The 24,062-nt window shown below is 52.7% G+C and carries 21 protein-coding genes; 9 read left to right on the top strand and 12 right to left on the bottom strand.

The window, feature by feature from the left end; translation table 11 throughout:
• Positions 1-85: 85 nt before the first annotated feature.
• The 4 genes from HMPREF2572_RS03825 to yjgA form a co-directional block, all read right to left on the bottom strand.
• Entirely contained in the window at positions 86-967 is an 882-nt protein-coding gene (locus HMPREF2572_RS03825; RefSeq protein ID WP_070496318.1) for a carbohydrate kinase family protein, read from the bottom strand.
• A gap of 409 nt (positions 968-1,376) precedes the next feature.
• Positions 1,377-3,077, bottom strand: a complete 1,701-nt coding sequence (gene recJ / locus HMPREF2572_RS03820) for a single-stranded-DNA-specific exonuclease RecJ (RefSeq protein WP_070496317.1) — start codon at positions 3,075-3,077, stop codon at positions 1,377-1,379.
• A 68-nt stretch (positions 3,078-3,145) separates the two neighbouring features.
• A complete protein-coding gene (locus HMPREF2572_RS03815) occupies positions 3,146-3,850 on the bottom strand; it encodes a hypothetical protein (protein WP_070496316.1) in 705 nt (234 codons plus the stop codon).
• A gap of 161 nt (positions 3,851-4,011) precedes the next feature.
• Complete coding sequence (gene yjgA / locus HMPREF2572_RS03810) at positions 4,012-4,542, bottom strand: ribosome biogenesis factor YjgA (protein WP_070496315.1); 531 nt, start codon at positions 4,540-4,542, stop codon at positions 4,012-4,014.
• Between the two features lie 173 nt (positions 4,543-4,715).
• Between yjgA and pmbA the strand changes: the two genes are divergently transcribed.
• The 7 genes from pmbA (at position 4,716) to accD (ending at position 10,294) form a co-directional block, all read left to right on the top strand.
• Positions 4,716-6,047 carry a metalloprotease PmbA gene (gene pmbA / locus HMPREF2572_RS03805; RefSeq protein ID WP_070496314.1) on the top strand — a complete coding sequence of 444 codons (1,332 nt, stop codon included), beginning with the start codon at positions 4,716-4,718 and terminating at the stop codon, positions 6,045-6,047.
• Positions 6,048-6,261: 214 nt separating this feature from the next.
• Entirely contained in the window at positions 6,262-6,531 is a 270-nt protein-coding gene (gene rpsO, locus HMPREF2572_RS03800; protein WP_003679932.1) for a 30S ribosomal protein S15, read from the top strand.
• Positions 6,532-6,678: 147 nt separating this feature from the next.
• Positions 6,679-7,050, top strand: coding sequence for an ankyrin repeat domain-containing protein (locus HMPREF2572_RS03795; RefSeq protein WP_070496313.1), 372 nt, complete (start codon positions 6,679-6,681; stop codon positions 7,048-7,050).
• Positions 7,051-7,117: 67 nt separating this feature from the next.
• Complete coding sequence (locus HMPREF2572_RS03790) at positions 7,118-7,651, top strand: glutathione peroxidase (RefSeq protein ID WP_210385289.1); 534 nt, start codon at positions 7,118-7,120, stop codon at positions 7,649-7,651.
• A gap of 240 nt (positions 7,652-7,891) precedes the next feature.
• The gene (locus HMPREF2572_RS03785; protein WP_003765751.1) at positions 7,892-8,362 is read left to right on the top strand and encodes an FxsA family protein; all 471 of its coding nucleotides are present in this window, start codon (positions 7,892-7,894) and stop codon (positions 8,360-8,362) included.
• Positions 8,363-8,573: 211 nt separating this feature from the next.
• Positions 8,574-9,359, top strand: a complete 786-nt coding sequence (gene trpA / locus HMPREF2572_RS03780) for a tryptophan synthase subunit alpha (protein ID WP_045072879.1) — start codon at positions 8,574-8,576, stop codon at positions 9,357-9,359.
• Positions 9,360-9,418: 59 nt separating this feature from the next.
• Positions 9,419-10,294 carry an acetyl-CoA carboxylase, carboxyltransferase subunit beta gene (accD, locus tag HMPREF2572_RS03775; RefSeq protein WP_003760907.1) on the top strand — a complete coding sequence of 292 codons (876 nt, stop codon included), beginning with the start codon at positions 9,419-9,421 and terminating at the stop codon, positions 10,292-10,294.
• Between the two features lie 511 nt (positions 10,295-10,805).
• Here the strand turns inward: accD and HMPREF2572_RS03770 are convergent.
• The 4 genes from HMPREF2572_RS03770 to HMPREF2572_RS03755 all read right to left on the bottom strand — a co-directional run bounded on the left by HMPREF2572_RS03770 (position 10,806) and on the right by HMPREF2572_RS03755 (position 15,587).
• On the bottom strand, positions 10,806-12,653 hold the full coding sequence (locus tag HMPREF2572_RS03770) for a lytic transglycosylase domain-containing protein (RefSeq protein ID WP_070496311.1): 1,848 nt from the start codon (positions 12,651-12,653) through the stop codon (positions 10,806-10,808).
• Between the two features lie 172 nt (positions 12,654-12,825).
• The gene (locus tag HMPREF2572_RS03765) at positions 12,826-13,386 is read right to left on the bottom strand and encodes an adenine phosphoribosyltransferase (RefSeq protein WP_009311093.1); all 561 of its coding nucleotides are present in this window, start codon (positions 13,384-13,386) and stop codon (positions 12,826-12,828) included.
• Positions 13,387-13,611: 225 nt separating this feature from the next.
• A complete protein-coding gene (rbsK, locus tag HMPREF2572_RS03760; protein WP_070496310.1) occupies positions 13,612-14,514 on the bottom strand; it encodes a ribokinase in 903 nt (300 codons plus the stop codon).
• 242 nt (positions 14,515-14,756) lie between these two features.
• On the bottom strand, positions 14,757-15,587 hold the full coding sequence (locus HMPREF2572_RS03755) for a carbon-nitrogen hydrolase family protein (protein ID WP_070496309.1): 831 nt from the start codon (positions 15,585-15,587) through the stop codon (positions 14,757-14,759).
• A gap of 677 nt (positions 15,588-16,264) precedes the next feature.
• Here HMPREF2572_RS03755 and HMPREF2572_RS03750 point away from each other — a divergent pair.
• Positions 16,265-16,423 (top strand): DUF1328 domain-containing protein, encoded by a 159-nt coding sequence (locus HMPREF2572_RS03750; RefSeq protein ID WP_003744611.1) that lies wholly within the window; start codon positions 16,265-16,267, stop codon positions 16,421-16,423.
• Positions 16,424-16,527: 104 nt separating this feature from the next.
• Here the strand turns inward: HMPREF2572_RS03750 and gcvP are convergent, their stop codons facing one another.
• Together gcvP and HMPREF2572_RS03740 are read right to left on the bottom strand one after the other, a co-directional pair.
• On the bottom strand, positions 16,528-19,380 hold the full coding sequence (gene gcvP, locus HMPREF2572_RS03745) for an aminomethyl-transferring glycine dehydrogenase (protein WP_070496308.1): 2,853 nt from the start codon (positions 19,378-19,380) through the stop codon (positions 16,528-16,530).
• A gap of 256 nt (positions 19,381-19,636) precedes the next feature.
• Entirely contained in the window at positions 19,637-20,416 is a 780-nt protein-coding gene (locus tag HMPREF2572_RS03740; protein ID WP_070496307.1) for a FadR/GntR family transcriptional regulator, read from the bottom strand.
• A 396-nt stretch (positions 20,417-20,812) separates the two neighbouring features.
• On the opposite strand from HMPREF2572_RS03740, the gene HMPREF2572_RS03735 reads away from it, so the two are divergent.
• Positions 20,813-22,456 (top strand): lactate permease LctP family transporter, encoded by a 1,644-nt coding sequence (locus HMPREF2572_RS03735; protein ID WP_070496306.1) that lies wholly within the window; start codon positions 20,813-20,815, stop codon positions 22,454-22,456.
• Between the two features lie 252 nt (positions 22,457-22,708).
• On the opposite strand, the gene HMPREF2572_RS03730 is transcribed toward HMPREF2572_RS03735, so the two are convergent.
• Both HMPREF2572_RS03730 and HMPREF2572_RS03725 read right to left on the bottom strand, forming a co-directional pair.
• A complete protein-coding gene (locus tag HMPREF2572_RS03730; protein ID WP_070496385.1) occupies positions 22,709-23,233 on the bottom strand; it encodes an RDD family protein in 525 nt (174 codons plus the stop codon).
• Positions 23,234-23,332: 99 nt separating this feature from the next.
• On the bottom strand, positions 23,333-23,752 hold the full coding sequence (locus HMPREF2572_RS03725) for a hypothetical protein (RefSeq protein ID WP_070496305.1): 420 nt from the start codon (positions 23,750-23,752) through the stop codon (positions 23,333-23,335).
• Positions 23,753-24,062: the final 310 nt, after the last annotated feature.

Genomic DNA, 24,062 nt, shown 5'->3' with positions numbered 1-24,062 from the left:
ATTTAATCCACTATAAAAGGTCGTCTGAAAACAGAAAATCCGTTTTCAGACGACCTTTTGTTATGACATCCTTTGATGGCAAACATCAAGCCGGATTCATGAAGCTTTCGATTTCCTGTAAGGAAATGTCGGGCGTCGCGCCATGTCTGGAGGCGACTAGGGCGCCGAGTGCGCAGGCGAAGGTAATGGCTTCTTGCGGCTCGGCATTGTTGAGCAGTTTGTAAGTCAGTCCTGCCAAGAAGCTGTCGCCGGAGCCGACTGTATCGGCAACTTTGATGCGGAAGCCGCAGTGGCGGTAGAGTTCGCCGTCTTTGTATAAAACCGCGCCGTGTCCGCCCAAGGTCACGCAGATGATTTTTGCGCCGGTCAGCTGGGTGAGATAAGTTATGTTTTGTTCGATGCTGTGGTAGGGCGAGCCGTAAACTGCGGACAGTTCGTACAATTCGTCGTCATTGAGTTTGAGCATATCCGCACGCTTCATGGTGGCAAGCAGGCGGTCGGTATCGTAGTGGGGTTTGCGCAGGTTGACGTCGAAGATTTTGAATTTGGCTTTTTCCATCAGTTTGTCTAATGCCGCACGGGAAATCTCGTCGCGGGTGGCAAGGCTGCCGAACACGAAGGCATCGGATTCGGCGACACGCTGCAAGGCGGCATCTTCGACGATGATGCGGTCCCACGCGCAGGGATACACGATTTCGTATGACGCGCTGCCGCATTTGTCCAAGATGACTTTGACAAGGCTGGTATCGCATTCTTTGCATACTTGCAGCAGGTCGGTATTGACGTTCTTCGCTTGGATTTGGCGCAGCAGCTCTTCGCCATCGGCATCATCACCGCGACGGCTGATGATGGCGGTATCGACCCCGAAGGATTGCAAACGGACCAAAACGTTCAGCGGCGCACCGCCCAACACTTTGCCGCTTGGAAAATCGTCCCACAACACTTCGCCGAAACTGGTTACTTTCATTTTAGACCTTCCTTGCTTTGAGTTGATCGGTTGGAACTGCTGCGCTGCGTACGGCTTACCTATCATGTATTTGTAGTAAAACTCCAATACTTAGGCGCGTAAGCATTATGTTTTAAAATCTACCAACTGACAAGCAATCGCGGGTTTATCTGTCAGGAAGTTTGATTCATCACAATATTGCGTTGAAAGTGTTTGAGTAGAAGGGGGATTTTCGGTTTTGTTTTCTTTCGGATTGCCGGTTTTTATCATTCGGATAAGGTGGTTTTTTGAAATTTAAATACAAGTTGTGCGGGCATGTTTTCTTGATTGCCGATGGTATTGAAATTTGGCGCACAATAATCTTCTAGAAAACAAAGGTCGTCTGAAACTTGTTTTTTGGTTTCAGACGACCTTTTATCTTTCGCAAGCCTTAAGCGGCTTCCCAGTAATCGATGTAAAGCTGCAATTCCATCTGATTGCGCCACTCGTTTGCCACGGGGCGGTAAACCGTGCGGATGTATTCGGGGATGTCTTCGCTGCACCGCCAGAACATGGCTTCAAATTCGTAGCCGTCTTTTTGCAGCCAGACTTTTTTATGTTTGCCCTCCGCGCCCAAAGGCTGCTGGCGGATGACGTGAAACTCGTCGGTAAAGCTCGGCGGCGCGAAGCCTTGTCCCCAAACATGGCGGGCGAGGTTTTGCGCCTGTTCCAGCGTGATGTCGCAGGCTTTCAGGCTGCCGTCGGTGATGAAGGTTTGCGACAAATCGTCTTCGCACACCATTTCGCGCACGGCTTCTTCAAAAGCGGTCTGAAACGCGGGAATATTGTGTTCGAGTATGCTCAAGCCTGCCGCCATCGCGTGTCCGCCGAATTTCAAAATCAAATCGGGATGGCGTTTGGACACCAAATCCAAAGCATCGCGCAGGTGCAGGTTGGGAATGGAACGCCCCGAACCGCGCACTTCGCCGTTGTCCGCGGGGGCGAACACGATGGTCGGGCGGTAGAAGCGGTCTTTGAGGCGGCTGGCGACGATGCCGACCACGCCTTGATGAAAGTCGTCGCGGTAGGCGACCAGGGTCGTCTGACCTGAAGGCAGGGTTTCGGGAAAGGCGTTCAGCGCGTCTTGCAGCATGGACTGCTCGATTTCGCGGCGTTCGATATTGAGGTCGTTCAACTGCGCCGCCAATGCCTGCGCTTCTGCGTCGTCGCGCGCCAACAGGCAGGCGATGCCGACCGACATATCGTCGAGCCGTCCGGCGGCATTGATACGCGGACCCAGTGCGAAACCCATATCGAAAGGCTGCGCTTTACGCCAGTCGCGCCGCGCCACCTCAAACAAGGCGCGGATGCCGGGACGCATCTTGCCCGAACGCATCCGTTTCAAACCTTGCGAAACGAGGATACGGTTGTTGTGGTCGAGAGGGACGACGTCGGCGACGGTGCCGAGCGCGACCAAATCCAAAAGTTCGCCCAGATTCGGCTCTTTAAGGTCGTCTGAAAAATAATTGCGGCGGCGCAATTCGGCGCGCAACGCCATCAACACATAAAAAATCACGCCCACGCCCGCCAGACTTTTGCTGGGGAAGCCGCAGCCTTTTTGGTTCGGATTGACGATGATGCAGTCGGGTACGGTTTCGGCGGGCAGGTGGTGGTCGGTAACGATCACGTCCAAACCCAATTCCTGCGCCCGCGCCACGCCTGCGATGCTGGCGATGCCGTTATCGACCGTAATCAGCAAATCCACGCCTTGCGCGGCGGCGATTTCGGCAAGCTCGGGCGTTAAGCCGTAGCCGTGTTCGAAGCGGTTGGGTACGAGGAAATCCACCGCCGCCCCCATCGCCGCCAAACCGCTCATGCCGACGGAACACGCGGTTGCGCCGTCGGCATCGTAGTCGGCGACAATCAGGATTTTTTCCTTGCATTCGATGGCATCCGCCAGACGGCGGGCGGCGGCTTCGCAATTCGTCAGCGATTGATAAGGCAGAAGGCCGGCGAGTTTGTCGTCCAATTCGGCAGGACTCTGCACGTCGCGCGAGGCGCACAGGCGAGCAATTAAAGGATCGGCGCCGGCGGTGAGCAAATCATCGAGGACGTTTTGGTTGACGGGGCGGGTTTGGATTTTGACAGGCATGGTGTGTGGAATATATTTTATGTATTCAAGGACGGAAAGGTCGTCTGAAAACAGGCGTAACGAGTTTATTAAAAGCTTGGGGTAAAGCCGCCGCCTGTCATCATGGCAGGAATGAACAGTACTGGGGTAAGGGCGTCAACAGTGAGCGTCAGCGGCGTTATCAACAGAGTACCTACTACTTTCACCGGACTGGTGTATACGCGAGAAGTGGTATAGCCGATGGAGACAGGAATGCTTTGTTCAAATTTGTAGTCGGCGGGCAGGTTTTTCGGGGTGGCGTAGTATTTGCCTTTGGCGTGAACACAGCGGTGGTAGACAGTGTTATTTCTACCTTTACCGGTTTCAAATGACAGGTTTTTCAGTTTGGCGATTTCATCAGCTTTTTGAGTGTCGTAGCGTAGGCAGAAATCGGTGGTGAAATCGGCTTCTTTTTCATTGTTCACCACAACAGGCAAGGCTTTGAGGTCTTTTTTGTATTTTTTGGCATCGGCAATTTGGAATTTTTTGTCGAGTTTGACATTGAGGATGGGTGTCAGGTCTTTTGAATCTTTGGCATTAATGACGAACCAGTATTTTTCGCCCATCATGACGATGCTGCCTTTTTCAAGTTGGTCATTGTCTTTGTTGACGATACCGAAAGAATGTACTTGGTCGGAAGTAATCGGATGAAAAGTGATTTTTTCTACTTTTTTATCCTCTTGCCACAGTTGTTCAGTTAGGCAGCCGTTTAATGATAAGGCGAGGAGGGCAGTGAGGGTAAGGCGAAGTTTCATAAGTGTAGTCCTTGAAAAGGTCGGTTTGTTTTATTGTTAAAGGGATGTCTGAAAAATGACGGTATATTTTAATAAGATTATATGAAATTTGAAAAGGTCGTCTGAAAACGGGGCGGTGGGATTTACAGAACCCCCAACCCGTTTTCAGACGACCTCGATATTTATTCTTCCCAGTCCTGCGTTTCTTCCGAATCGCTCTGACCGCCTTCCATGACGGATTTGATTTCTTGGAAGAGGGCGCGGAAGTTTTTCGGCGGTTTGTTTTGTTCCTGCTCTTTTTTCGTGTTGCGGATTAAGGTGCGCAATTTGCCTGCGTCGGCATGGGGGAAGTCCGCCATGAATTGGGTGATTGCGTTGTCGTCCGCCAAGAGGCGCGTGCGGGCTTGTTCGACACGTTGCAAGAAGGCGTTGTGGGCGGTATTTTCGCCGCGCAGTTTGGCGAGAAAGGCTTCGATGGGCGCGGGGTCGGTGTCGCGCATCAGCCTGCCGATGAATTGGCTTTGGCGTTTGAGCGCGCCGTTGGATGTGATTTTTTTGTAGGTAACGACGGCTTCGTACAAATCTTCGTCCAAGCCGATTTTTTTCAGCGTATCGGTCGAGAGTTTGGTCAACTCCATGCCCAAAGCCTGCAAATCGTTCATCTGCTTTTTCATTTGGGTTTTGCTGACCCATTCGTCTTCGTTTTCAAACATTTTGATAAACCTTTAATTTTGTTTCGGGTATTTTAGCACGTTCGGGCAGGTTTCACGTCAACGCCCTGTTGAAACGGCGTTTTCAGACGACCTTTTGTCTTCTGCGGCGGTATTTTTGCCGAGGTCGTCTGAAAACGGTTAAAATGCCGCAAACCTCTGTCAGGAAACCTTTTATGCTGTTTAACCATACTGCCTCCGAGCTGACCGGCTTATGCGGACACGCCTTGGATTTGGCAAAAAACATGGGCGCGGCGGCTGCTGAAGCCGACTTTAGCGAATCCATCGGACAAAGCGTCAGCGTACGGCTGGGCGAAATCGAACAAATCGAGTTCCAGCAAGACAAATCGCTGGATATTACCGTTTATGTCGGTAAACGCAAAGGTCGCGCCAGCACCGCCGACTTTTCCGAAAAAGCCCTGCAAGACACCGTCAAAGCCGCCATCGACATCGCCCGCTATACCGCCGAAGACGATTGCGCAGGTCTGGCAGATGCTTCGCTTATGGCGCAACACGTCGGCGACCTCGACCGTTACCACGAATGGGATTTAAGCACGGAAGCCGCCATCGAGTTGGCAAAACAATGCGAACAAGCCGCCCTGAGCGCGGATGAACGCATCGAAAATTCCGAAGGCGCAGGCGTTCAGACCGGACATTACCAATACGTTTACGGCAACACCCACGGCTTCACCGCCCACCAACAAGGCACGCGCCACAGCATTTCGTGCAGCATCGTTGCCGCCGACGAAAACGGCATGCAGCGCGACTACTGGTACGATGCCGCCTGCCGCCATCAAGACATGGACAGCCCCGAGCAAATCGGCAAAACCGCCGCCGAACGCACCTTACGTCGTCTGAACAGCCGCAGCATCCCGACGGGCAGCTATCCCATCCTCTTCGATACCACCGTCGCAGGCGGCCTTATCGGACACCTCGTCGGCGCACTTAGCGGCGGCGCGCTCTACCGCCAAAGCAGTTTCCTGATTGACAGCATAGGCAGAAAAGTCCTGCCCGATTTCCTCAGCCTGCGCGAAGAGCCGCACATTCCCCGCGCCTTCGGCAGCACCTATTTCGACTCCGAAGGCGTCGCCACGCAGCCGCGTTTCGTCATCCGAGACGGCATTGTTGAAGGCTATTTCCTCAGCAGTTACAGCGCGAGAAAACTCGGTATGCAGACCACGGGCAACGCCGGCGGCGCGCACAACCTTTATTTGAACCATACACATGAAACGCAGTCTGATTTGCTGAAAGAAATGGGTACCGGATTGTTGGTTACCGAACTGATGGGGCAGGGCGTGAACACCATCACGGGCGACTACTCGCGCGGCGCGGCGGGTTTTTGGGTGGAAAACGGCATCATCAGCCACCCCGTCCAAGAAATCACCATCGCCGGTCGCTTGCAGGATATGTACCTCGGCATCGTCGGCACTGCCAACGATGCGCTACGCCGCTCTTCCAACAAAATCGGTTCGGTGCTGATTGAGAGCATGACCGTGGCGGGGGAGTAGTTTCTAGGGCGGCAAGGTCGTCTGAAAACCACAGTCTTGATAAAACAAAGCCTGAAGGCGGGATTTAATCGTGCAAAACCGTCCAAACTGTGGCATAATCCGCCCGTCTTTACAAAAAGACTTCAGGAGTTTGAACGGGTTTCCTGCTCGTCAAACTTGTCCGAACCCGAGTTTTTACGAATGACGGTTCTTTTATTTTTCGGAGTTATCCATCATGGCATTGACCGTAGAACAAAAAGCACAAATTGTTAAAGATTTCCAACGTAAAGAAGGCGATACCGGTTCTTCTGAAGTACAAGTCGCTCTGTTGACTTTCCGTATCAACGACCTGACTCCCCACTTCAAAGCCAACCCTAAAGACCACCACAGCCGTCGCGGCCTGTTGAAAATGGTCAGCCAACGTCGCCGTCTGTTGTCTTACTTGCGCCGTACCCAACCTGATACATACCGCACCCTGATCACCCGCTTGGGTCTGCGCAAATAATTGCTGCTTTATCGGACACCGCTTGCGAAAGCGGTGTTTTTTCATATGGGCTGACGATAAACAATAGGGCAGGTTTGTCGGGGTCGTCTGAAAAAGGTCGTCTGAAAATACATCTGTGCTTTAAACATCATGATTTCAGGATAAATAATGGATCAAAATCTGACCAATCTGTTTGCCAAATATCAAAATCACTTGGCTTTCGCCTCGTGTCCACGTATCGCTTCCGTACATGATTTGGGTTTGATGGATGAAACCTTGCTGAATTTGGCGGTCATCAACCAAGCCCGTGCGGATGTCAACAAACAGGGCGAAATGGGTTTTACGCCCGTCCAAAACGCCTGTTTCAACGGCAATGTAGCGATACTCGAAATACTTTTGGCAAACGGTGCAAACCCGAACATCAAAAACGAATTGGGCAATAAGGCAGAAGATTTTGTCACTGATGAGCGGCATGGAAAAAAGAGGGCAAAAGAAATGATGGCATTGTTGAAATACTATAAAAATCATCCATCAAAATGAAGGATATAGCCCAAATTTCAGATAATGTCTCCTGACTTGTTTTTCCTGAACTTATCGAATGCACAAGATGAATATTTACGACTTCACCTTAAACGATGCCCAAGGCAATCCGGTTTCCCTGAGTATTTACCGAGGAAAGGTGCTGCTGATTGTCAACACCGCGACGCGCTGCGGATTGACGCCGCAATATACGGCGTTGCAGCAGCTTTATGAACGTTACAACGGGCAAGGTTTGGAGATATTGGATTTTCCGTGCAACCAATTTCGCGGACAGGCGCCGGAGAGCAGTCGGGAAATTGCTTCCGTCTGTCAGACGAAGTTTGGTACTGCATTCAAAATTTTTGACAAAATCGATGCCAACGGCGCATCCGCATCGCCGCTTTATGTTTATTTGAAGGCAAAACAGCCGAAGGATAGGGGCGGGCATATGTTGAAAGAAGCGGTGTTGCGGCTGGCGGCATGGGGCAGTAAGCATCAGGCGGGCGATATCCGCTGGAACTTCACCAAATTCCTGATTAATCGGCAAGGCGAAGTGGCGGCACGGTTTGCGCCCAGCGTAACGCCGGAAGAAATAGAAAACGATATCAAGAAGTTGCTGTAAGGGCGCATACCGTTTCAGACGACCTCGTCTGAAAAAACGTGCCGAAACCTTACGGTTTTTCACATTCGAGCGCCTTGAAAGTAGGGTGCATTATCTTTATGTTAAGGGAAACCGGTTATTCGGGAAGTGTAAAATGCCGGTTTGCGATATCCAATAAGATTCAATAAGATAGATTGAAATTGCGGCTAAACGCGCTGACTTGCGCAGCATGAAGCGGGTTCGGAATTTAAAGGAGCAAAGATGCAGTATTTCGGTGTGGGTTTTTTAGTGTTATTGTTTTTGGAAATTATGTCCATCGTTTGGGTGGCGGATTGGCTGGGCGGCGGATTCGCTTTCCTGCTGATGATAGTCAGCTTTATCGGCGGTACGATGATGCTGCGCCACACAGGGCTGTCCGGCATTTTGCTGGCGGGAGCGGCCATCCGCAGCGGGGACAATATTTCCATGTATCAGATGTTGTGGCCGATACGTTATACCGTCGCCGGGATTTTGCTGCTCAGTCCGGGTTTTGTGTCCACCATTATCGCCTTGCTGCTGCTTTTGCCGATTAAAGGCCGGCCTGCGGCTCAAATGAATACGCAGTCTTTCCGTCAGCAAACCTTTACGCGCCGTACTGAAGATGACGGCGATATCATCGAAGGCGAATACACGGTGACCCGCGCCGATCCGCAAACCAAACACCAAGACTATATCGAACACAAACGCGATTAAACGGTGGAAAATCGGCATGGCGGCAGCATTCCGACTGCCCGGTTTTGGAAAGGTCGTCTGAAAAGATTTTCAGACGACCTTTTATCTATATGAAAAAATGACTGAAAATGTCATGCAGTTTCGCCCGAAATAGACAGTCAATGCTATACTTGCCAACTTATTGTCGATGAAAACCGGCTGGAAACAGCCGTTACGGAAACGAGAAATCAAGATGAGCAGAATCCAGCAAACCTTTGCCGCGCTTGACGGCGCAAAAGCCCTGATTCCCTATATCACCGTAGGCGATCCCAATCTCGATACCACGCTTGCGCTGATGCACAGTTTGGTTGAAAACGGCGCCGACATCCTGGAATTGGGCGTTCCCTTTTCCGACCCGATGGCGGACGGCCCGACCATCCAGCGCGCCGCCGAGCGTGCGTTGGCAAACAAAGTTTCCCTCAACGACGTATTGAACATCGTACGCCGCTTCCGCGAAACAAACGGCAACACGCCCGTCGTCCTGATGGGTTATCTGAACCCGATTCATAAAATGGGTTATCAGGCATTTGCCCGAGCGGCTGCCGAAGCCGGCGTGGACGGCGTGCTGACCGTCGATTCCCCTGTCGAAACCATCACCCCGCTGCACGATGAACTCAAAGCGCGCGGCATCGATTGCATCTTTCTGATTGCCCCGACCACGACCGAAGAGCGTATCCAAACCATCGCCCGCGTTGCAGGCGGCTTTGTCTATTACGTTTCGCTCAAAGGCGTTACCGGCGCGGCAAGTTTGGATACCGAAGAAGTTTCGCGTAAAATAGAGCTTTTGCGCAAGTATATCGACATCCCGATCGGCGTCGGCTTCGGCATCAGCAATGCCGAAAGCGCGCGCAAAATCGGCGCTGTTGCCGATGCCGTCATCGTCGGCAGCCGCATCGTCAAAGAAATTGAAAATAACGCAGGCCGCGAAGCAGAAGCCGTCGGCGCGTTGGTAAAAGAATTAAAAGACGCAATCCGTTAAGGCCTTTTCCGAAAACACACGCAAAGGTCGTCTGAATCCCGAATTCCAAGGAGTCATCCATGAGTTGGTTAGACAAAATCCTACCGCCCAAAATCAAAAACCGCAGCAAAAGCGAAGGCTCGTCCAACGTTCCCGAAGGCCTGTGGCACAAATGCCCTTCCTGCTCGGCAACCATCTACTCGACCGAACTTCAGCAAAACGACCAAGTTTGCCCGAAATGTAACCATCACAACCCGCTTTCCGCACGCGAACGCCTCAATTTGCTTTTGGACGAGGAAGGCCGCGAAGAAATCGCCGCCAATATCAAACCGACCGACCCGCTGAAATTTAAAGACAGCAAAAAATACCCCGAACGCTTGGCCGCCGCGCGCAAAGCCACCGGCGAAGATGATGCGTTGGTCGTGATGAAAGGCTTTATGAACGGCCTGCCCGTCGTGATTGCCGCCTTCGAATTCCGCTTTATCGGCGGCTCTATGGGTTCCGTCGTCGGCGAACGCTTCGTCCAAGGCGTGCGCCGTGCCGTAGCCGACAACTGCTCTTTCATCTGCGTTGCCGCATCGGGCGGTGCGCGGATGCAGGAAGGTGTCAACTCATTGATGCAGATGACCAAAACCAGCGCGGCATTGCATCTTCTGACTGAAAAACACCTGCCGTTCATCTCCGTCCTGACCGACCCGACCATGGGCGGCGTATCCGCCAGCTTCGCCTTCCTCGGCGATGTCGTGCTTGCCGAACCCAACGCCCTTATCGGCTTTGCCGGTCCGCGCGTCATCGAACAAACCGTCCGTGAAACCTTACCCGAAGGCTTCCAACGCGCAGAATTCCTGCTGGAGAAAGGCGCTATCGACCAAATCGTCGACCGTCGCAGCATGAAACAGCGCATCAGCGACCTGATTACCCTGCTGCGCCGCGAAGACAAAGTTAACGCCGCTTAAACCGGGAAGGTTTGAGCTAAACAAAGGTCGTCTGAAAACTGATTTTTCGGTTTTCAGACGACCTTTTTGTAAAGTGTTTCCGCTCAGCGGCTGAACGTTGGATACACGGCAGCAAGTAACAGATATAGTGGATTAACTTTAAACCAGTACGGCGTTGCCTCGCCTTAAGCTCAAAGAGAACGATTCTCTAAGGTGCTGAAGCACCCAAGTGAATGGTTCCGTACTATCTGGATTTTGGGGAATTTTGCAAAGGTCTCTATCTGTACTATCTGCGGCTTCGTCGCCTTGTCCTGATTTAAATTTAATCCACTATACAAAGGATTGGGGCAGGGTAGCACAACCAGTTTATTGAAAAGAGTGCGGGATGGCGATGAAGATTAAAGCGGTTGATTCGTTGTTTTTTGCCATCATCCACACTAAAAAAGGTCGTCTGAAAACATACTTTCAGACGACCTTTTCAAGTTTGGCTTCCGTATCTGTCAAACAATCCGATCGGATGCAGCCAAGTCAATCAATAACGACCCGGAACGGTTCCCATACGCTGTTTCAACGAAGTTTGCGGCTCATTGAACAGAGATGCGTAGAAGGTCGCGTTGGTCATAACTTTTTTGACGTAGTCGCGGGTTTCGGTGAAAGGGATGGTTTCGGCGTAAATCGCGCCTTCCAGAGGTGTAGAAGCCTGCCAGTTGCGGGCGCGGCCGGGGCCGGCGTTGTAGCCTGCGGTTGCCATCACTTCGTTGTTTTGCAGGCGGCGTTTGGCATCTGCCATGTACCATGTACCCATGCGGATGTTGCCGTCCATGGTGTAGAGTTCGCTGCTGCTCATGCCGATTTTGCCGGCGATTTCGCGGGCGGTAGCAGGCATAACCTGCATCAGGCCTTGTGCGCCGACGCTGGATTGCGCGCCCATGACGAAGCGGCTTTCTTGGCGGATCAGACCGTAAACCCAAGCAGGATCGATGCCTGCTTGCGAGGCGTAGCTGACGGTGGTCTCTTTAAACGGAGAGAGGTAGCGCAGGTTGTAGTTGAGTTTGCGCTCGGTCCGGTCGGCGCTGTTGATCGCCATGTCGTAGAACTGGTTTTCAAAGGCGACTTGCGCGGCAGTCAGGAGGTTGTCTTCATTGAAGTCGCGGGTGGCAAAACGCCATTCAGCCTGCGCTTGACGGCGCATTTTAGCATCGTTGCTGCTTTGGCTGTTTTTAAACAGAACCAGCGCGCGTTTGATGGCGCCGTCGTCTGCCATGCGGCGGACGTCTTTTTTATCGGCATCGGAAACGTTGTTTTTGGTGTTGACGCGGCGGCCGAGTTCTTCACTTGCTAAGATGGCGTAGAAATTGCGTCCGCTTGTGGCGGCTTTTTCGTACATTTCTTTAGCACGGCTTTGGTTGCCTTGTGCGGCGTAGCTGCGGCCCAGCCAGTATTGCCAAGTCGGGTCTTTTTGCAGGTTGTCGGGCATTTGTTGGATGATGCCGGACAATTCGTTCCAGCGTTGCAGGCGTAGGGCGGCGCGGGCGTACCATTCAAACTGCTCGTCGGTCAGTTGTTTGCGGTCGGAAACGCGGCCGTAGTAGCTCAACGCGGTCTGCATGTTTTGATTTTGCGCTTGGTAGAGTCCCAATACACCCCATGCGAAGCTGCTTTGTTCGCGGCTTAAGCCGGATTCCATGCTGGACAGCGTGGAGGCTGCGGAGGAGGATTTGCGCGCGTCTTTGCCGATGACGTTCAAAAGGCTGTATTCGCGCGCACCTTGCGAGCCGCCCTCAAACGGGCTGCCTAAGGCGGCTGCCAAGCTGCGTGCGTCGCTGGTTTGGCTGTTGCTCAACAATCCGCGCACGCGGCGCCATGCGTCGTTGCTGTTCAGACGACCTGCCGATGCCGCGCTTTCGACCAAGCGGGTACAGCCTGCGGGCAGCTTGTTGGTAACGCGCACAAGCTCTGCCGCCATGTTGTAGCTGCCGCTGCTCAGTTCGGCATAACATTGCACTTCCTGTACCCGGCCTGCCGCATTCAGCTTTTTGTTTTCTTGGCGGAACACATCCCATTGTCCGCGCGCGCCGAGGCTTTTGAGCCATTCGTTGCGGACGGTTTCAGCCATCGCGCTGTCGCCCGCCTGCGCCAAGAATTGTTGCACCCACATATCGTCGCCGCGTTTGGCAGCGTCCAGCGCGCCTTGATATTGACCGTAATCGGACAATACTTTGGATTCGCCTTCCGCGCGGCGGGCGGGAATGGAGGCGGGTTCGGTCAGGGAAGAGCCAGGCTCTTTGGATGAAGTCGTGTCGTTTTCGGAGGCACACGCCGACAAAATCGCGGCGGCAATCAGGCTGAGTGAGAGAGAAAATATGCGTTGTGCGTTCATTACGTACCGTATCTTTATTAGAATCAATTAGAACCGCATTTTAAACGATTTGGCGGCATTATCCGAATCTGAAGCCGATATTTACATTAACCGCGTAATCAGGGACAACAAAAAAGGTCGTCTGAAAAGCAGGATGGCTGCTTCAGACGACCTTTGGCGCATGGGGCAAAGTTTACATACAGCCTTCGTTTTGCAGTAGGGTAAACAGGGGAACGCCGTTTTCACGGATTTTGCTGCCGCCGATTAAGTCCGTAAATTCCAAAATCGCCGCCGCTTCAACGACTTCACCGCCGAGTTTGCGGATTAGTTCCACGCCTGCCAGCATGGTGCCGCCGGTTGCGACCAAGTCATCAACCAGCAGTACGCGCGCGCCGGGTTTGACCGCGTCTTTGTGGATTTCGACCGTTGCTTCGCCATACTCCAGCGCGTAGCTTTGCGAGATGGTATCAAAAGGCAGCTTGCCCTTTTTGCGGATGGGGACGAAGCCGACGTTCAACTGATACGCCAACGCCGCGCCGATGATGAAGCCGCGCGCGTCCAAGCCTGCCACGACATCGATTTTCTGACCCATATAGCGATAGACTAGCAAATCTACCAAGAGACGGAAATATTCCGCGCTTTGAAGCACCGGTGTAATGTCGTGAAATAAAATGCCTTTTTGCGGCCAGTTTTCGATTTTGCGGATTTTGTCCGCCAATGCGGCGACGCCCATCGCCTCAGGATGAACCAACATTTTGCGTGTTCCCAAATGAAAAGTTTTTAACACGATATTGTAGCCGTCAGACCGTCGGATTGCCAAATCCATCAAGGCGGTTTAACCATTCCCCGAAGCATTCATGACATGGCGTGCGACACGGTAATGCGGCTCAATCATCTTTAAGATTAATAAAGGTCGTCTGAAACGCCGGAAGATGGTTTTCAGACGACCTTTTGGCTGTTTGATAACATGAATACGGGTTTATTTGTGCGCGGCGAGGAATTGTTCCAATTCTTCTTTGAAAGGCATCCCGTTTTGCGCGCCGTCTTGGGTAATGGAAAGCGCAGCGGCGGCACATGCCTTGCGGACGGCGGTTTCGATGCCTTGATTCCAGAAGACGGACAACGCGCCGTTGAATGCGTCGCTGGCGCCGGTAGTGTCGGTAGTGTCCACTTTAAAGCTGGAAACATAACGCAAACTGTCTTTGCCGTCTTTATAGACCGCGCCTTTATCGCCCATGGTCATCAGGACGGGGCAGGGGGCTTTCAGAATCAGCTCTTCGGGATTCAAATCTTGCGACAGGCCGAGACAGTCGGCAAGTTCGTAGCGGTTGGGCGTCAGAAGGGTGACCAATTCCCATAATTCCGAAGGCAGGAATTGGGCGGGAGCAGGGTTGAGGATAAAGGGTTTACCGTATTTCTTCGCCAATTTTGCGGCGGCGATGACGCAGTCCATCGGGATTTCGAGCTGGCTCAAAACCACATCGGCGGAGGCGATTTGCTGCTCGGCGTTTTCGACGTCGGCGACAGTCAGCCCCATATTGGCTCCGGCGATAACGATGATGGAGTTTTCATCGTCGGCAACGGTAATGTTTGCCATGCCGCTGGGTAGGCCGGGGAGGGTTTGGATGTGTTCGGTGAAGATGCCTTCGCGGCAGAGGTTGGTGGTCATTTCATAGCCGAAATCGTCATCGCCGACCGCGCCGACTATACAGACGTCTGCCCCCAAACGTGCCGCTGCAATCGCTTGGTTTGCGCCCTTGCCGCCCATGAAGCGGTGAAACGAGCTTCCCAGTAATGTTTCACCCGCTCTGGGAAATTTTGAAGCGCGGGTAACTAAATCCATATTAATACTGCCGATAACGACAATTTTAGCTTGGAGCATCCTTGATATCCCTTTTATGAAATGCAATAGACCGTTTGAAACGGTCTTATTTTGTCTGCTGTCCCCAAATATCAATCATAGTTTGAAATAATGGACAAGATAGTCTGAAATTGTACCTGCTAATATTATAAATGCAAAATTAATTGTCAATTTCATATTACTTTGGATTAATTTTGTTGCGATAAAATCAACATATCATAGGATTTAAGGCGGAAATGACGGTGCTTGGGGAGGAATTGTTTTTATTTTAATAATCTGTGTTGCAACGCTGGCAGTCTAGTGCGCACGCTTTGCAGCCTTGTGCCGTCCAAATCGGCAATGACAATACCTTCGCCTTCGGGCAATACACCCAAGATTTCGCCCCACGGGTCGATAATCATACTATGGCCGAATGTGCGCCTGCCGCTTTCGTGCTCGCCGCCTTGCGCCGAAGCGATGACGTAGCATTGGTTTTCCACCGCGCGAGCGCGCAGCAGCAGCTCCCAATGCGCTTTGCCCGTCGTGTAAGTGAAGGCAGCGGGCAGCAGTAAAACGTCAAACGGCTGCTGGGCGCGGAAAAACTCGGGAAAGCGCAAGTCGTAGCACACGCCCACGGCAAGCGGCACGCCGTCGGCAGTCAATTTCGGCACATCGCCGCCTGCGCTGATGGTGTCCGCCTCGGCATAGCGTTCGCCCAAGCCTGAGAAACCGAACAGGTGCATTTTGTGGTACAGCCCGATTTGCGTGCCGTCGCGGTCGTACACCAACATAGTGTTCATCACTTTGCCCGCATCAGGGCTTTGCAGCGGAATCGTGCCGCCAAAAAGTACCACGCCGCATTCCGCCGCCGTCTCGCTCAAGGTCGTCTGAAAACGAGTGTAGCGAGTTTCGTCAAAACGACCGTTGATTAAAGGTTCGGCAAAAGCGAGTTTGTCGGTATCCTTGCGCCCCATCAGCGGCCAATATTCGGGCAACAGCACCCAATCCGCGCCTTGCTCTGCGGCTTGGCGCACGAGGCGTTTCATGGTGTTAATGTTGGCATCGGGGTCGGTGGACGAAATCATTTGCACGGCGGCGGCGCGGATGTTTTGCATGGCGGGTTTCCTGTCGGGTCGTCTGAAAAGGGTAAGAGATGGTTGGAGTTATAGTGGATTAAATTTAAATCAGGACAAGGCGATGAAGCCGCAGATAGTACAGATAGTACGGAACCGATTCACTTGGTGCTTTAAGCACCTTAGAGAATCGTTCTCTTTGAGCTAAGGCGAGGCAACGCCGTACTGGTTTAAAGTTAATCCACTATATAACGAAATCGTTTCAAAAAAACAATCAATAAGGAAGGCGGCGTTTCAGACGACCTTTTGTTTTTCTGAGCCGTTTTTATGATGATTTGAACGGCAGGTTTGGCATTACTTTATATAAATATATTATTTTTTATTTTTTGTTGATTTTAAAAAAGAATTTTTTAAATACTAATAAATCGATAAAATATAAATGTTTTCAAAACTTAACGTCTGTATGTAAGTTGTTGATTTATGGTTTGGTTATTTTATAAATGGGCTGATTTCTTGAAAATTTGTATTACTACGGTTTGCTAAGTAAGAAGTTATCAGATAAGGTGTACTACAAGCGGTTACATCCGTGAGTATGAAATTAATCAACAAGATAGTTGATTAAGTAATTAAAACTGTTACATCCCACAAAAAAACGGACAGGTTATTCTCAACCGTTTGCACATCAAACCGTTTGCACACCAAACAGAAAGGAAAAAACCATGCTTCATTATGCAGTTGTTTTCTTTGTCATCGCCATTATTGCAGCCGTACTGGGCTTTGGTGGTATTGCAGGCAGCGCGGCAGGTATCGCTAAAATCCTGTTTGTCGGTTTCCTGATTTTGTCAGTGTTGTCCCTGATTTTTGGCAAGAAAAAATAAAACTGACAAACAGATTAGGTTGCAAACACGCTACCTTCTGAATGAACGTTTTTTAAAACAAAGGTCGTCTGAAATTTTCAGACGACCTTTCTTCATATCAAACCTTAATCTTCATACGCTTCCGTCGGCGGGCAGGAGCAGACCAGATTCCGGTCGCCGTACACGTCGTCCACGCGGTTGACGCTCGGCCAGAATTTGTTTTCGCGCACGAAAGGCAGCGGGAAGACGGCTTCTTCGCGGGAGTACGGGTGCGCCCATTCGCCGGTTACGTCGGCGGCGGTGTGCGGGGCGTTGACCAGCGGGTTGTCGTCTTTCGGCCATTCGCCGCGTTCGACTTTCAACACTTCCTGTTTGATTTGTTTCAGGGCGGCGATGAAGCGGTCGAGTTCGGCTTTGCTCTCGCTTTCGGTCGGCTCAATCATCAGCGTACCGGCAACGGGGAAGGAGACGGTCGGGGCGTGGAAGCCGTAGTCCATCAGGCGTTTGGCGATGTCGGTTTCGGTGATACCGCTTTCGGCTTTGAGCGGACGCAAATCGACGATGCATTCGTGCGCGACGCGGCCGTTTTTGCCTGTGTAGAGAACGGGATAGTCTTCGCTCAGGCGTTTGGCGACATAGTTGGCGTTGAGCAATGCCCAGCGCGTTGCCTGTTCCATGCCTTGTTTGCCCATCATGGTCAGGTACATCCAGGTAATCGGCAGGATGGACGCGGAACCGAAGGCGGCGGAGGAAACGGCGGTTTGCCCGGCACTTGCGCTGTGGGTGTCGGTCAAGGTATGGCCTGGGGCAAACGGGGCGAGGTGGGCTTTCAGGCCGATGGGACCCATGCCCGGGCCGCCGCCGCCGTGAGGAATACAGAAGGTTTTGTGCAGGTTCATGTGCAACACGTCCGCGCCGACTTCGGCGGGCTGCATGATGCCGATTTGGGCGTTGAGGTTGGCGCCGTCCATGTAAACCTGTCCGCCGTTTTCATGGATGATGCGGCAGATGTCGCGGATGCCTTCTTCGTACACGCCGTGGGTGGACGGGTAGGTAATCATGATGGCGGACAAGGCGTCGCGGTGTTGTTCGGCTTTGGCTTTCAAATCGTCGATGTTGACGTTGCCGTGTTCGTCGGTATCGACGACGACGACTTTCAAACCGAGCATGGCGGCGGTGGCGGGGTTGGTGCCGTGGGCGGATTTGGGAATCAGGCAGATGTTGCGGTGTGCTTCGCCTTGGGCTTCCTGATAGCGGCGGATGGCGAGCATACCGCTGTATTCGCCCTGCGCGCCGGAGTTGGGCTGGAAGGAAATCGCGTCAAAGCCGGTGATGGCTTTCAGGCTGTTTTCCATGTCGGTCAGGAGTTCGCGGTAGCCTGCGGTTTGGGCTTCGGGGGCGTAGGGGTGGATGTCGGAGAATTCCGACCAAGTAATCGGCAGCATTTCGGCGGTGGCGTTGAGTTTCATGGTGCAACTGCCCAGCGAAATCATGCTGCGGTTCATTGCCAAATCGCGGTCTTCGAGCTTTTTCAGGTAGCGCAGCATTTCGTGTTCGGTGTGGTAACGGTTGAACACGGGATGTTGCAAGATATTGTCTTGGCGCAGGAATTCGGTTTTCAGACGACCTTTGACGTCGTCTGAAAGCGTGAAGGTGTTGTTGCCGGTAAAGGCGTAGTACAACACGGCAAGGTCTTCGCGCACGGATGTTTCGTGGAAGGCGGCGGCGATTTGGGTGTCGCTGACGCGGCGCAGGTTGTAGCCCAGTTCCAAAGCGGTTTGGAACGCTTTGTCCGCTTTGTCTTTGCTGCCGAAATCAACGGTAACGGTATCGAAGAAGACTTCGTGAACCACTTTGAGGCCGTCTGAAACCAGCGCGTCGGCAAAGGCGGAAGCCAGCGCGTGAATGCGGTTGGCGATGCGTTTCACGCCTTCGGGGCCGTGATAGACGGCATACATGCCCGCCAAGTTTGCCAGCAATGCCTGCGCGGTACAAATATTGGACGTCGCTTTTTCGCGGCGGATGTGTTGCTCGCGGGTGGACAACGCCATGCGCAAGGCAGGTTTGTCCGATGCGTCTTTGGATACGCCGATGATGCGGCCCGGGGCGGAGCGTTTGAACTCGTCTTTAAAGGCGAAATAAGCGGCGTGCGGCCCGCCGAAGCCCATCGGTACGCCGAAGCGTTGGGTATTGCCCAACGCAATGTCCGCACCCAATTCGGCAGGAGACTTCAGTAAAACCAAGCTCATGATGTCGGCGGCAACGGCAACAATCGTGCCTTTGGTTTTCAGACGACCTACGACGCTTTGCAAGTCTTGCACGTCGCCGTCTTTGCCGACGTATTGGAACAGCGCGCCGAAGTATTCGCCTTCATCCGCTTTGGCAAAATCGCCGACCACCAGCTCGAAGCCGAAATACTTGGCACGGGTTTTCATCACGTCCAAAGTCTGCGGATAAACGCGCTCGTCCACGAAGAAACGCTCGGATTTTACCTTGCCCACGCGGTGCGCCATCGCCATCGCTTCGGCGGCGGCGGTCGCTTCGTCCAACAAAGACGCGCCCGCCACGGGGAAACCGGTCAAATCGATGCACACTTGCTGGAAGTTCAACAACGCTTCCAAACGCCCCTGCGCGATTTCCGCCTGATACGGCGTGTAGGCGGTGTACCAGCCCGGATTTTCCAATACGTTGCGCAAAATCACGTTCGGCACGCGGGTCGGGTAATAGCCCAAGCCGATATAGGATTTGTTGATCACGTTTTTCGCCGCAATGGCTTTCAGCTTCGCCAAAGCGTCCGCCTCGGTCAGGGCTGCGGGCAGGTCGAGTTCGGACGGCATACGGATGCTTTGCGGCACGGTGTTGCCGACAAAATCGTCCATGCTCTTCTCGCCGAGCGCTTCCAAAAGCGCGGCCTCGTCGCCGAAACTCAAATGACGCGCGGCAAATTCGTTGGGGTTGAACAGTTCGGATAGTTTCATTTCTACTCCTTCGGTGTTGTAGGAATCTGCCGCGAAGGCAGGTATTTGGGTTTTCAGACGACCTTGCGGGCGGATAATCGGGTTTTGTATCTGCTTGTTATAGTGGATTAACTTTAAATCAGGACAAGGCGACGAAGCCGCAGATAGTACATCAGGACAAGGCGACGAAGCCGCAGACAGTACAAATAGTACGGCAAGGCGAGGCAACGCCGTACTGGTTTAAAGTTAATCCACTATATTTCCGTCAGGCAGGAAACTACTTCCAGTCCTGCACCCGCTTCAAGTCTTTCTGCGCCAGCGTGTCGGCGTGTTCGTTGCGGCTTTTGTATTCCCTGTTTTGCAAGATGCTGTTGGCGACGTAGTTTAAGTGTATTTTGGCGGCTTCGGCGGCATCGGCGGGGCGGCGTTCCAAGATGGCTTCGTAGATGGCGCGGTGTTGCGCAATCAGCTTGGGGCGCGGGTCTTCGGTTTGGTTGGAATAGATGATGCTGCTGCGCGTCTGGCGGTAGAGCATTTTGAGCAGGCCGCCGGAGAGGTGGCTGAAGAGGATGTTGTGTGCGGCATCGGCGATGGTTTGGTGAAAGCTTACGTCGGCTTCGCTTTGATGTTCCAGATGGCCGCTTTCGCAGGCGGATTCGAATTTTTGCCGCCAAAAATCAATCCGTTTCAAATCGGCATCGGTGCGCCGTTCGGCAGCCAGCGACGCCATGCAGCCTTCGATGTGGCAGCTGAAATCGAAAACGTCGGTTTCCCAGTTGGAATGTTTGCCGAGCAATTCTTGCCAGCTTTGGAGGAAATCCTGCTGCGGTTTGACGGAAACGTAATAGCCGTCGCCCTGACGCGCTTCCAAAACCTGCCGCGCAATCAGGATGTTCAGCGCGACCCTGACCGACGGGCGCGATACGCCGAATTCTTCCGCCAACGTGCGCTCGGGCGGGATTTTGCCGCCTTCTTCATAAATGCCCGCCGCGATGCGTTCCTCCAATATCGACAATATTTGGTCGCTGATTTTTTGCGGACGAACCAGTTTTGTCATTGTAATTCCCTCTTTTCCATCATGTTTTTTCTGCGAAGAAGACTCAAATCCGATAATGTGATGCGGCAGGCCGTCCGAAAGGGCAGCCTGCATCAAAATTAGCATGACCAAATTGGCATGACCAATGTCGCCGTATTCTAATTAACCGCCCCGTATCCCGTCAATATGGCTTGTCCTACCCGTATGTGTTTTAAAACTACATTGGGCTACATTTTTACAATTCATATAATATTTTGTTTTATTTAAAATTAAATAACAAATTTGCGCCGATGCAGCCGGGTCGTCTGAAAAAATAATTGACCGCCATATTAAAGTTTCGTAAAGTGTCCTCCGTTCTCAAAATTGGTTTTACCAATTTAAGAAAATATATTAGAAAAATATTCGGAGATTTTCCCTATGGATACTTGGATTCAAAACTATACCGCAGTGGGCGGCAGCCTGTATTTGACGGCAGCCGTCGCCCTCCTGCCCATTATCTTTTTCTTCGTCGCACTGACCATCCTGAAGCTTAAAGGCTATCAGGCGGGGCTTTATACGCTGCTGATTGCGCTTGGCGTTGCCATATTAGGCTTCGGAATGCCTGCGGGCATGGCGGTTTCTTCCGCGCTGTACGGCTTTGCTTACGGTTTGTGGCCGATTGCATGGATTATCGTTACCGCCGTGTTCCTGTATAAAATTACCGTGAAAACAGGGCAGTTCGACATCATCCGCGCTTCCGTGATTTCGATTACCGAAGACCAACGCCTGCAAATGCTGCTGGTCGGCTTCTCCTTCGGCGCATTCCTCGAAGGCGCGGCAGGCTTCGGCGCGCCGGTGGCGATTACCGCCTCGTTGTTGGTGGGCTTGGGCTTTAATCCGCTCTACGCCGCCGGTTTGTGTTTGATTGCCAATACCGCGCCCGTGGCTTTCGGCGCGATGGGCATTCCAATCCTGGTTGCCGGTCAAGTGTCCAACCTCGACCCTTACCATATTGGTCAGGTCGCCGGTCGCCAACTGCCGATCCTGTCGATTATCGTTCCTTTCTGGTTGGTCGCCATGATGGACGGTATGCGCGGCATACGCCAAACTTGGCCTGCCGTATTGGTGGCGGGCGTATCTTTCGCCACTACCCAGTTCATTACCGCCAACTTCATCGGCCCGGAATTGCCCGACGTGACCTCCGCATTGGTCAGCCTGGTCTGCCTGTCTGCCTTCCTGAAAAAATGGCAGCCTAAAGAAATCTTTACCTTCAACGGCATGAAAAAACCGGCCGAGCGCAAAGCGGGCGAATACACTGCCGGACAAATCATCAAAGCCTGGTCGCCTTTCGCCATCCTGACCGTTTTCGTCAGCGTGTGGACGATTAAGGGCGTTAAAGAGGCTTTGGGCGTTGCCACCATCAAATTCGACTGGCCGATGCTGCACAATCTGGTACAAAAAGCCGCGCCCATCGTCAGCGAACCGACACCATACGCCGCCGTGTTCAAAATCGACCTCCTCGGCGCAGTCGGCACGGCAATCCTGTTTGCTTCCATCGTTTCCGCTGCTTTGCTGAAAATGAAACCTTCCGAAGCCGTCGGCACTTTCTTTGAAACGCTCAAAGAACTGCGCCTGTCCATCCTGTCTATCGGCTTGGTACTCGGCTTCGCATTCGTGGCAAACTATTCAGGCCTGTCGTCCACGTTGGCACTCGTCCTCGCCGCTACCGGCACCGTGTTCCCGTTCTTCTCGCCGTTCCTCGGCTGGCTGGGCGTATTCCTGACCGGTTCGGACACTTCCGCCAACGCGCTCTTCGGCTCGCTGCAAGCCAGCACCGCGCATCAAATCAACGTCGTGCCAGAGCTGACCGTTGCAGCCAACACCACCGGCGGTGTGACCGGCAAAATGATTTCGCCGCAATCCATCGCCATCGCCTGCGCGGCAGTCGGTCTGGAAGGCAAAGAATCCAACCTGTTCCGCTTCACCGTGAAACACAGCTTGATTTTCTGTACCTTCGTCGGCCTGCTGACCCTGCTGCAAGCCTACGTCTTGCCGTGGACGCTGGTTTTCTTCAACAAATAAGCCAACCGGCTTGAAATAAAAGGTCGTCTGAAATCCAATTTGGGTTTCAGACGACCTTTTTGTCGGGCGTGATCAGGTTCGCCGTCATTTCTGTTTCGTTTAAACAAAAGGAGAGGGGGGAAACCGAAGATGGTTTAAGTTGGGCTGGGTTTCAAACAAGAACGACGGCGGATAAAAAGGTCGTCTGAAAACGGCAAGGGCTTGCATCGTTTTCAGACGACCTTTTATCTGTGTGGCGAAACAGTAGAACAATCAGCTTTCGGATGTTTCCTGTTTCAAATCGACCAATCGCGTTCCCGCCAAGAAATCGTATAAAAACTGCCGGTCTGGATTCAGCAGGGCAAAGCCCCACGGCAAGATGAGCCAGATAAGGGCGGCGCCGAAGGCGGGCATGGGTGGGATGGCGAGCAGGTGGCGCAAACCCGCGTAAGCGAGCAGAGGGATGAAAACGACGAAGATACACGCCCAAATAAAGCGGATGCGCAGTTGCGACAATGGTGGCAGCGTGCCGTTGCGGCCGTGCAGCCCGATTTTCCAAGTCTGCATGGCGAGGGTGCGGCCGGTTTTCGTCCAGTTGGTTTTGAAGTAGAGCCACCAGCTTCCTACAAAGATAACGCAGGTAACCAAGCTGGAAAGAAGCTGGGAAACGGGGTTGAGGAAAATGGCGGCGATGCCGGCAAGGATGGCGGCGATGGCGGTTACGGCGCCGGTCAGCAGCAACTCGTACATCAGGGCGGCAAGGCGGCGTTTGATGGTGGCAGGGGGAAGGGCGGTCATGGCGGTCTTGTCGGTAAAAAGGTCGTCTGAAAAACGGAATGTTTTGTTTCGGCGAATCCGCCGCATTCGTTTTCAGACGACCTTATGTGTTGGGAAAAATCAGCGGTGGGGACGTTTTTGTCCGCGCGCCTGCTGGGCTGCCATTTGGTTCATTTCCTGACGGGTCGGGCGTTTTTTGAACATGGCGTGCGCTTCGTCAACCGAGCATTTTTGCGACAGGCAGACCAAAGTCACCGCGTCTTTTTGGTGTTGGCCGCCGCTGTGGTACATACGGCGCAGGTTGGCTTCGTTGATGCGGCCTTTTTCAGGATCGATGTCGAATTTTTTCAGACGCTCGAGAAACTGGCGCTGCTGGCGGCGCGAAGACCAGACAAAGCCGCCGGCGGCTGCGGCGACGATGATGATGGCGAGCAGGATGGCGAGCGGCCATGAATCGACGATTAAGACGATGAGCAGGCTTAAAACGGCGGTGGTCAGCACGAGCAGGCCGCCGATGCGGAGTTTGGTTTGGTTGTCCATGAAGTTGCAGTTCCTTGTAAGGGTGGAAGGTCGTCTGAAAAGGGTTTGCAGTGGATGGGCAAGCTGCGGTACGCATATCCGCATGCTCCGGATGCCTGTCAATCTGCTGTATCCAGCCGAAGCTGTGTTTCAGACGACCTCAAATATCATAACTTTATGTTTAACGGTATTTTACAGTATTTTTGTCGTTTGGGGCGCGTACAGAGGCGATGCGGCATACAAACTTTCGTGCTTTTTGAACAGGCGTGCCCTTGCCGCGAAAAGCGCCTACTCATGCCCAATATAGTGGATTAACAAAAATCAGGACAAG

It is taken from the genome of Neisseria sp. HMSC064E01, assembly GCF_001808875.1.
Taxonomy (GTDB): domain Bacteria; phylum Pseudomonadota; class Gammaproteobacteria; order Burkholderiales; family Neisseriaceae; genus Neisseria; species Neisseria sicca_A.
The sequence above is the reverse complement of the archived record's forward strand: the minus strand, read 5'-3'. Positions and strand labels throughout refer to the sequence as shown.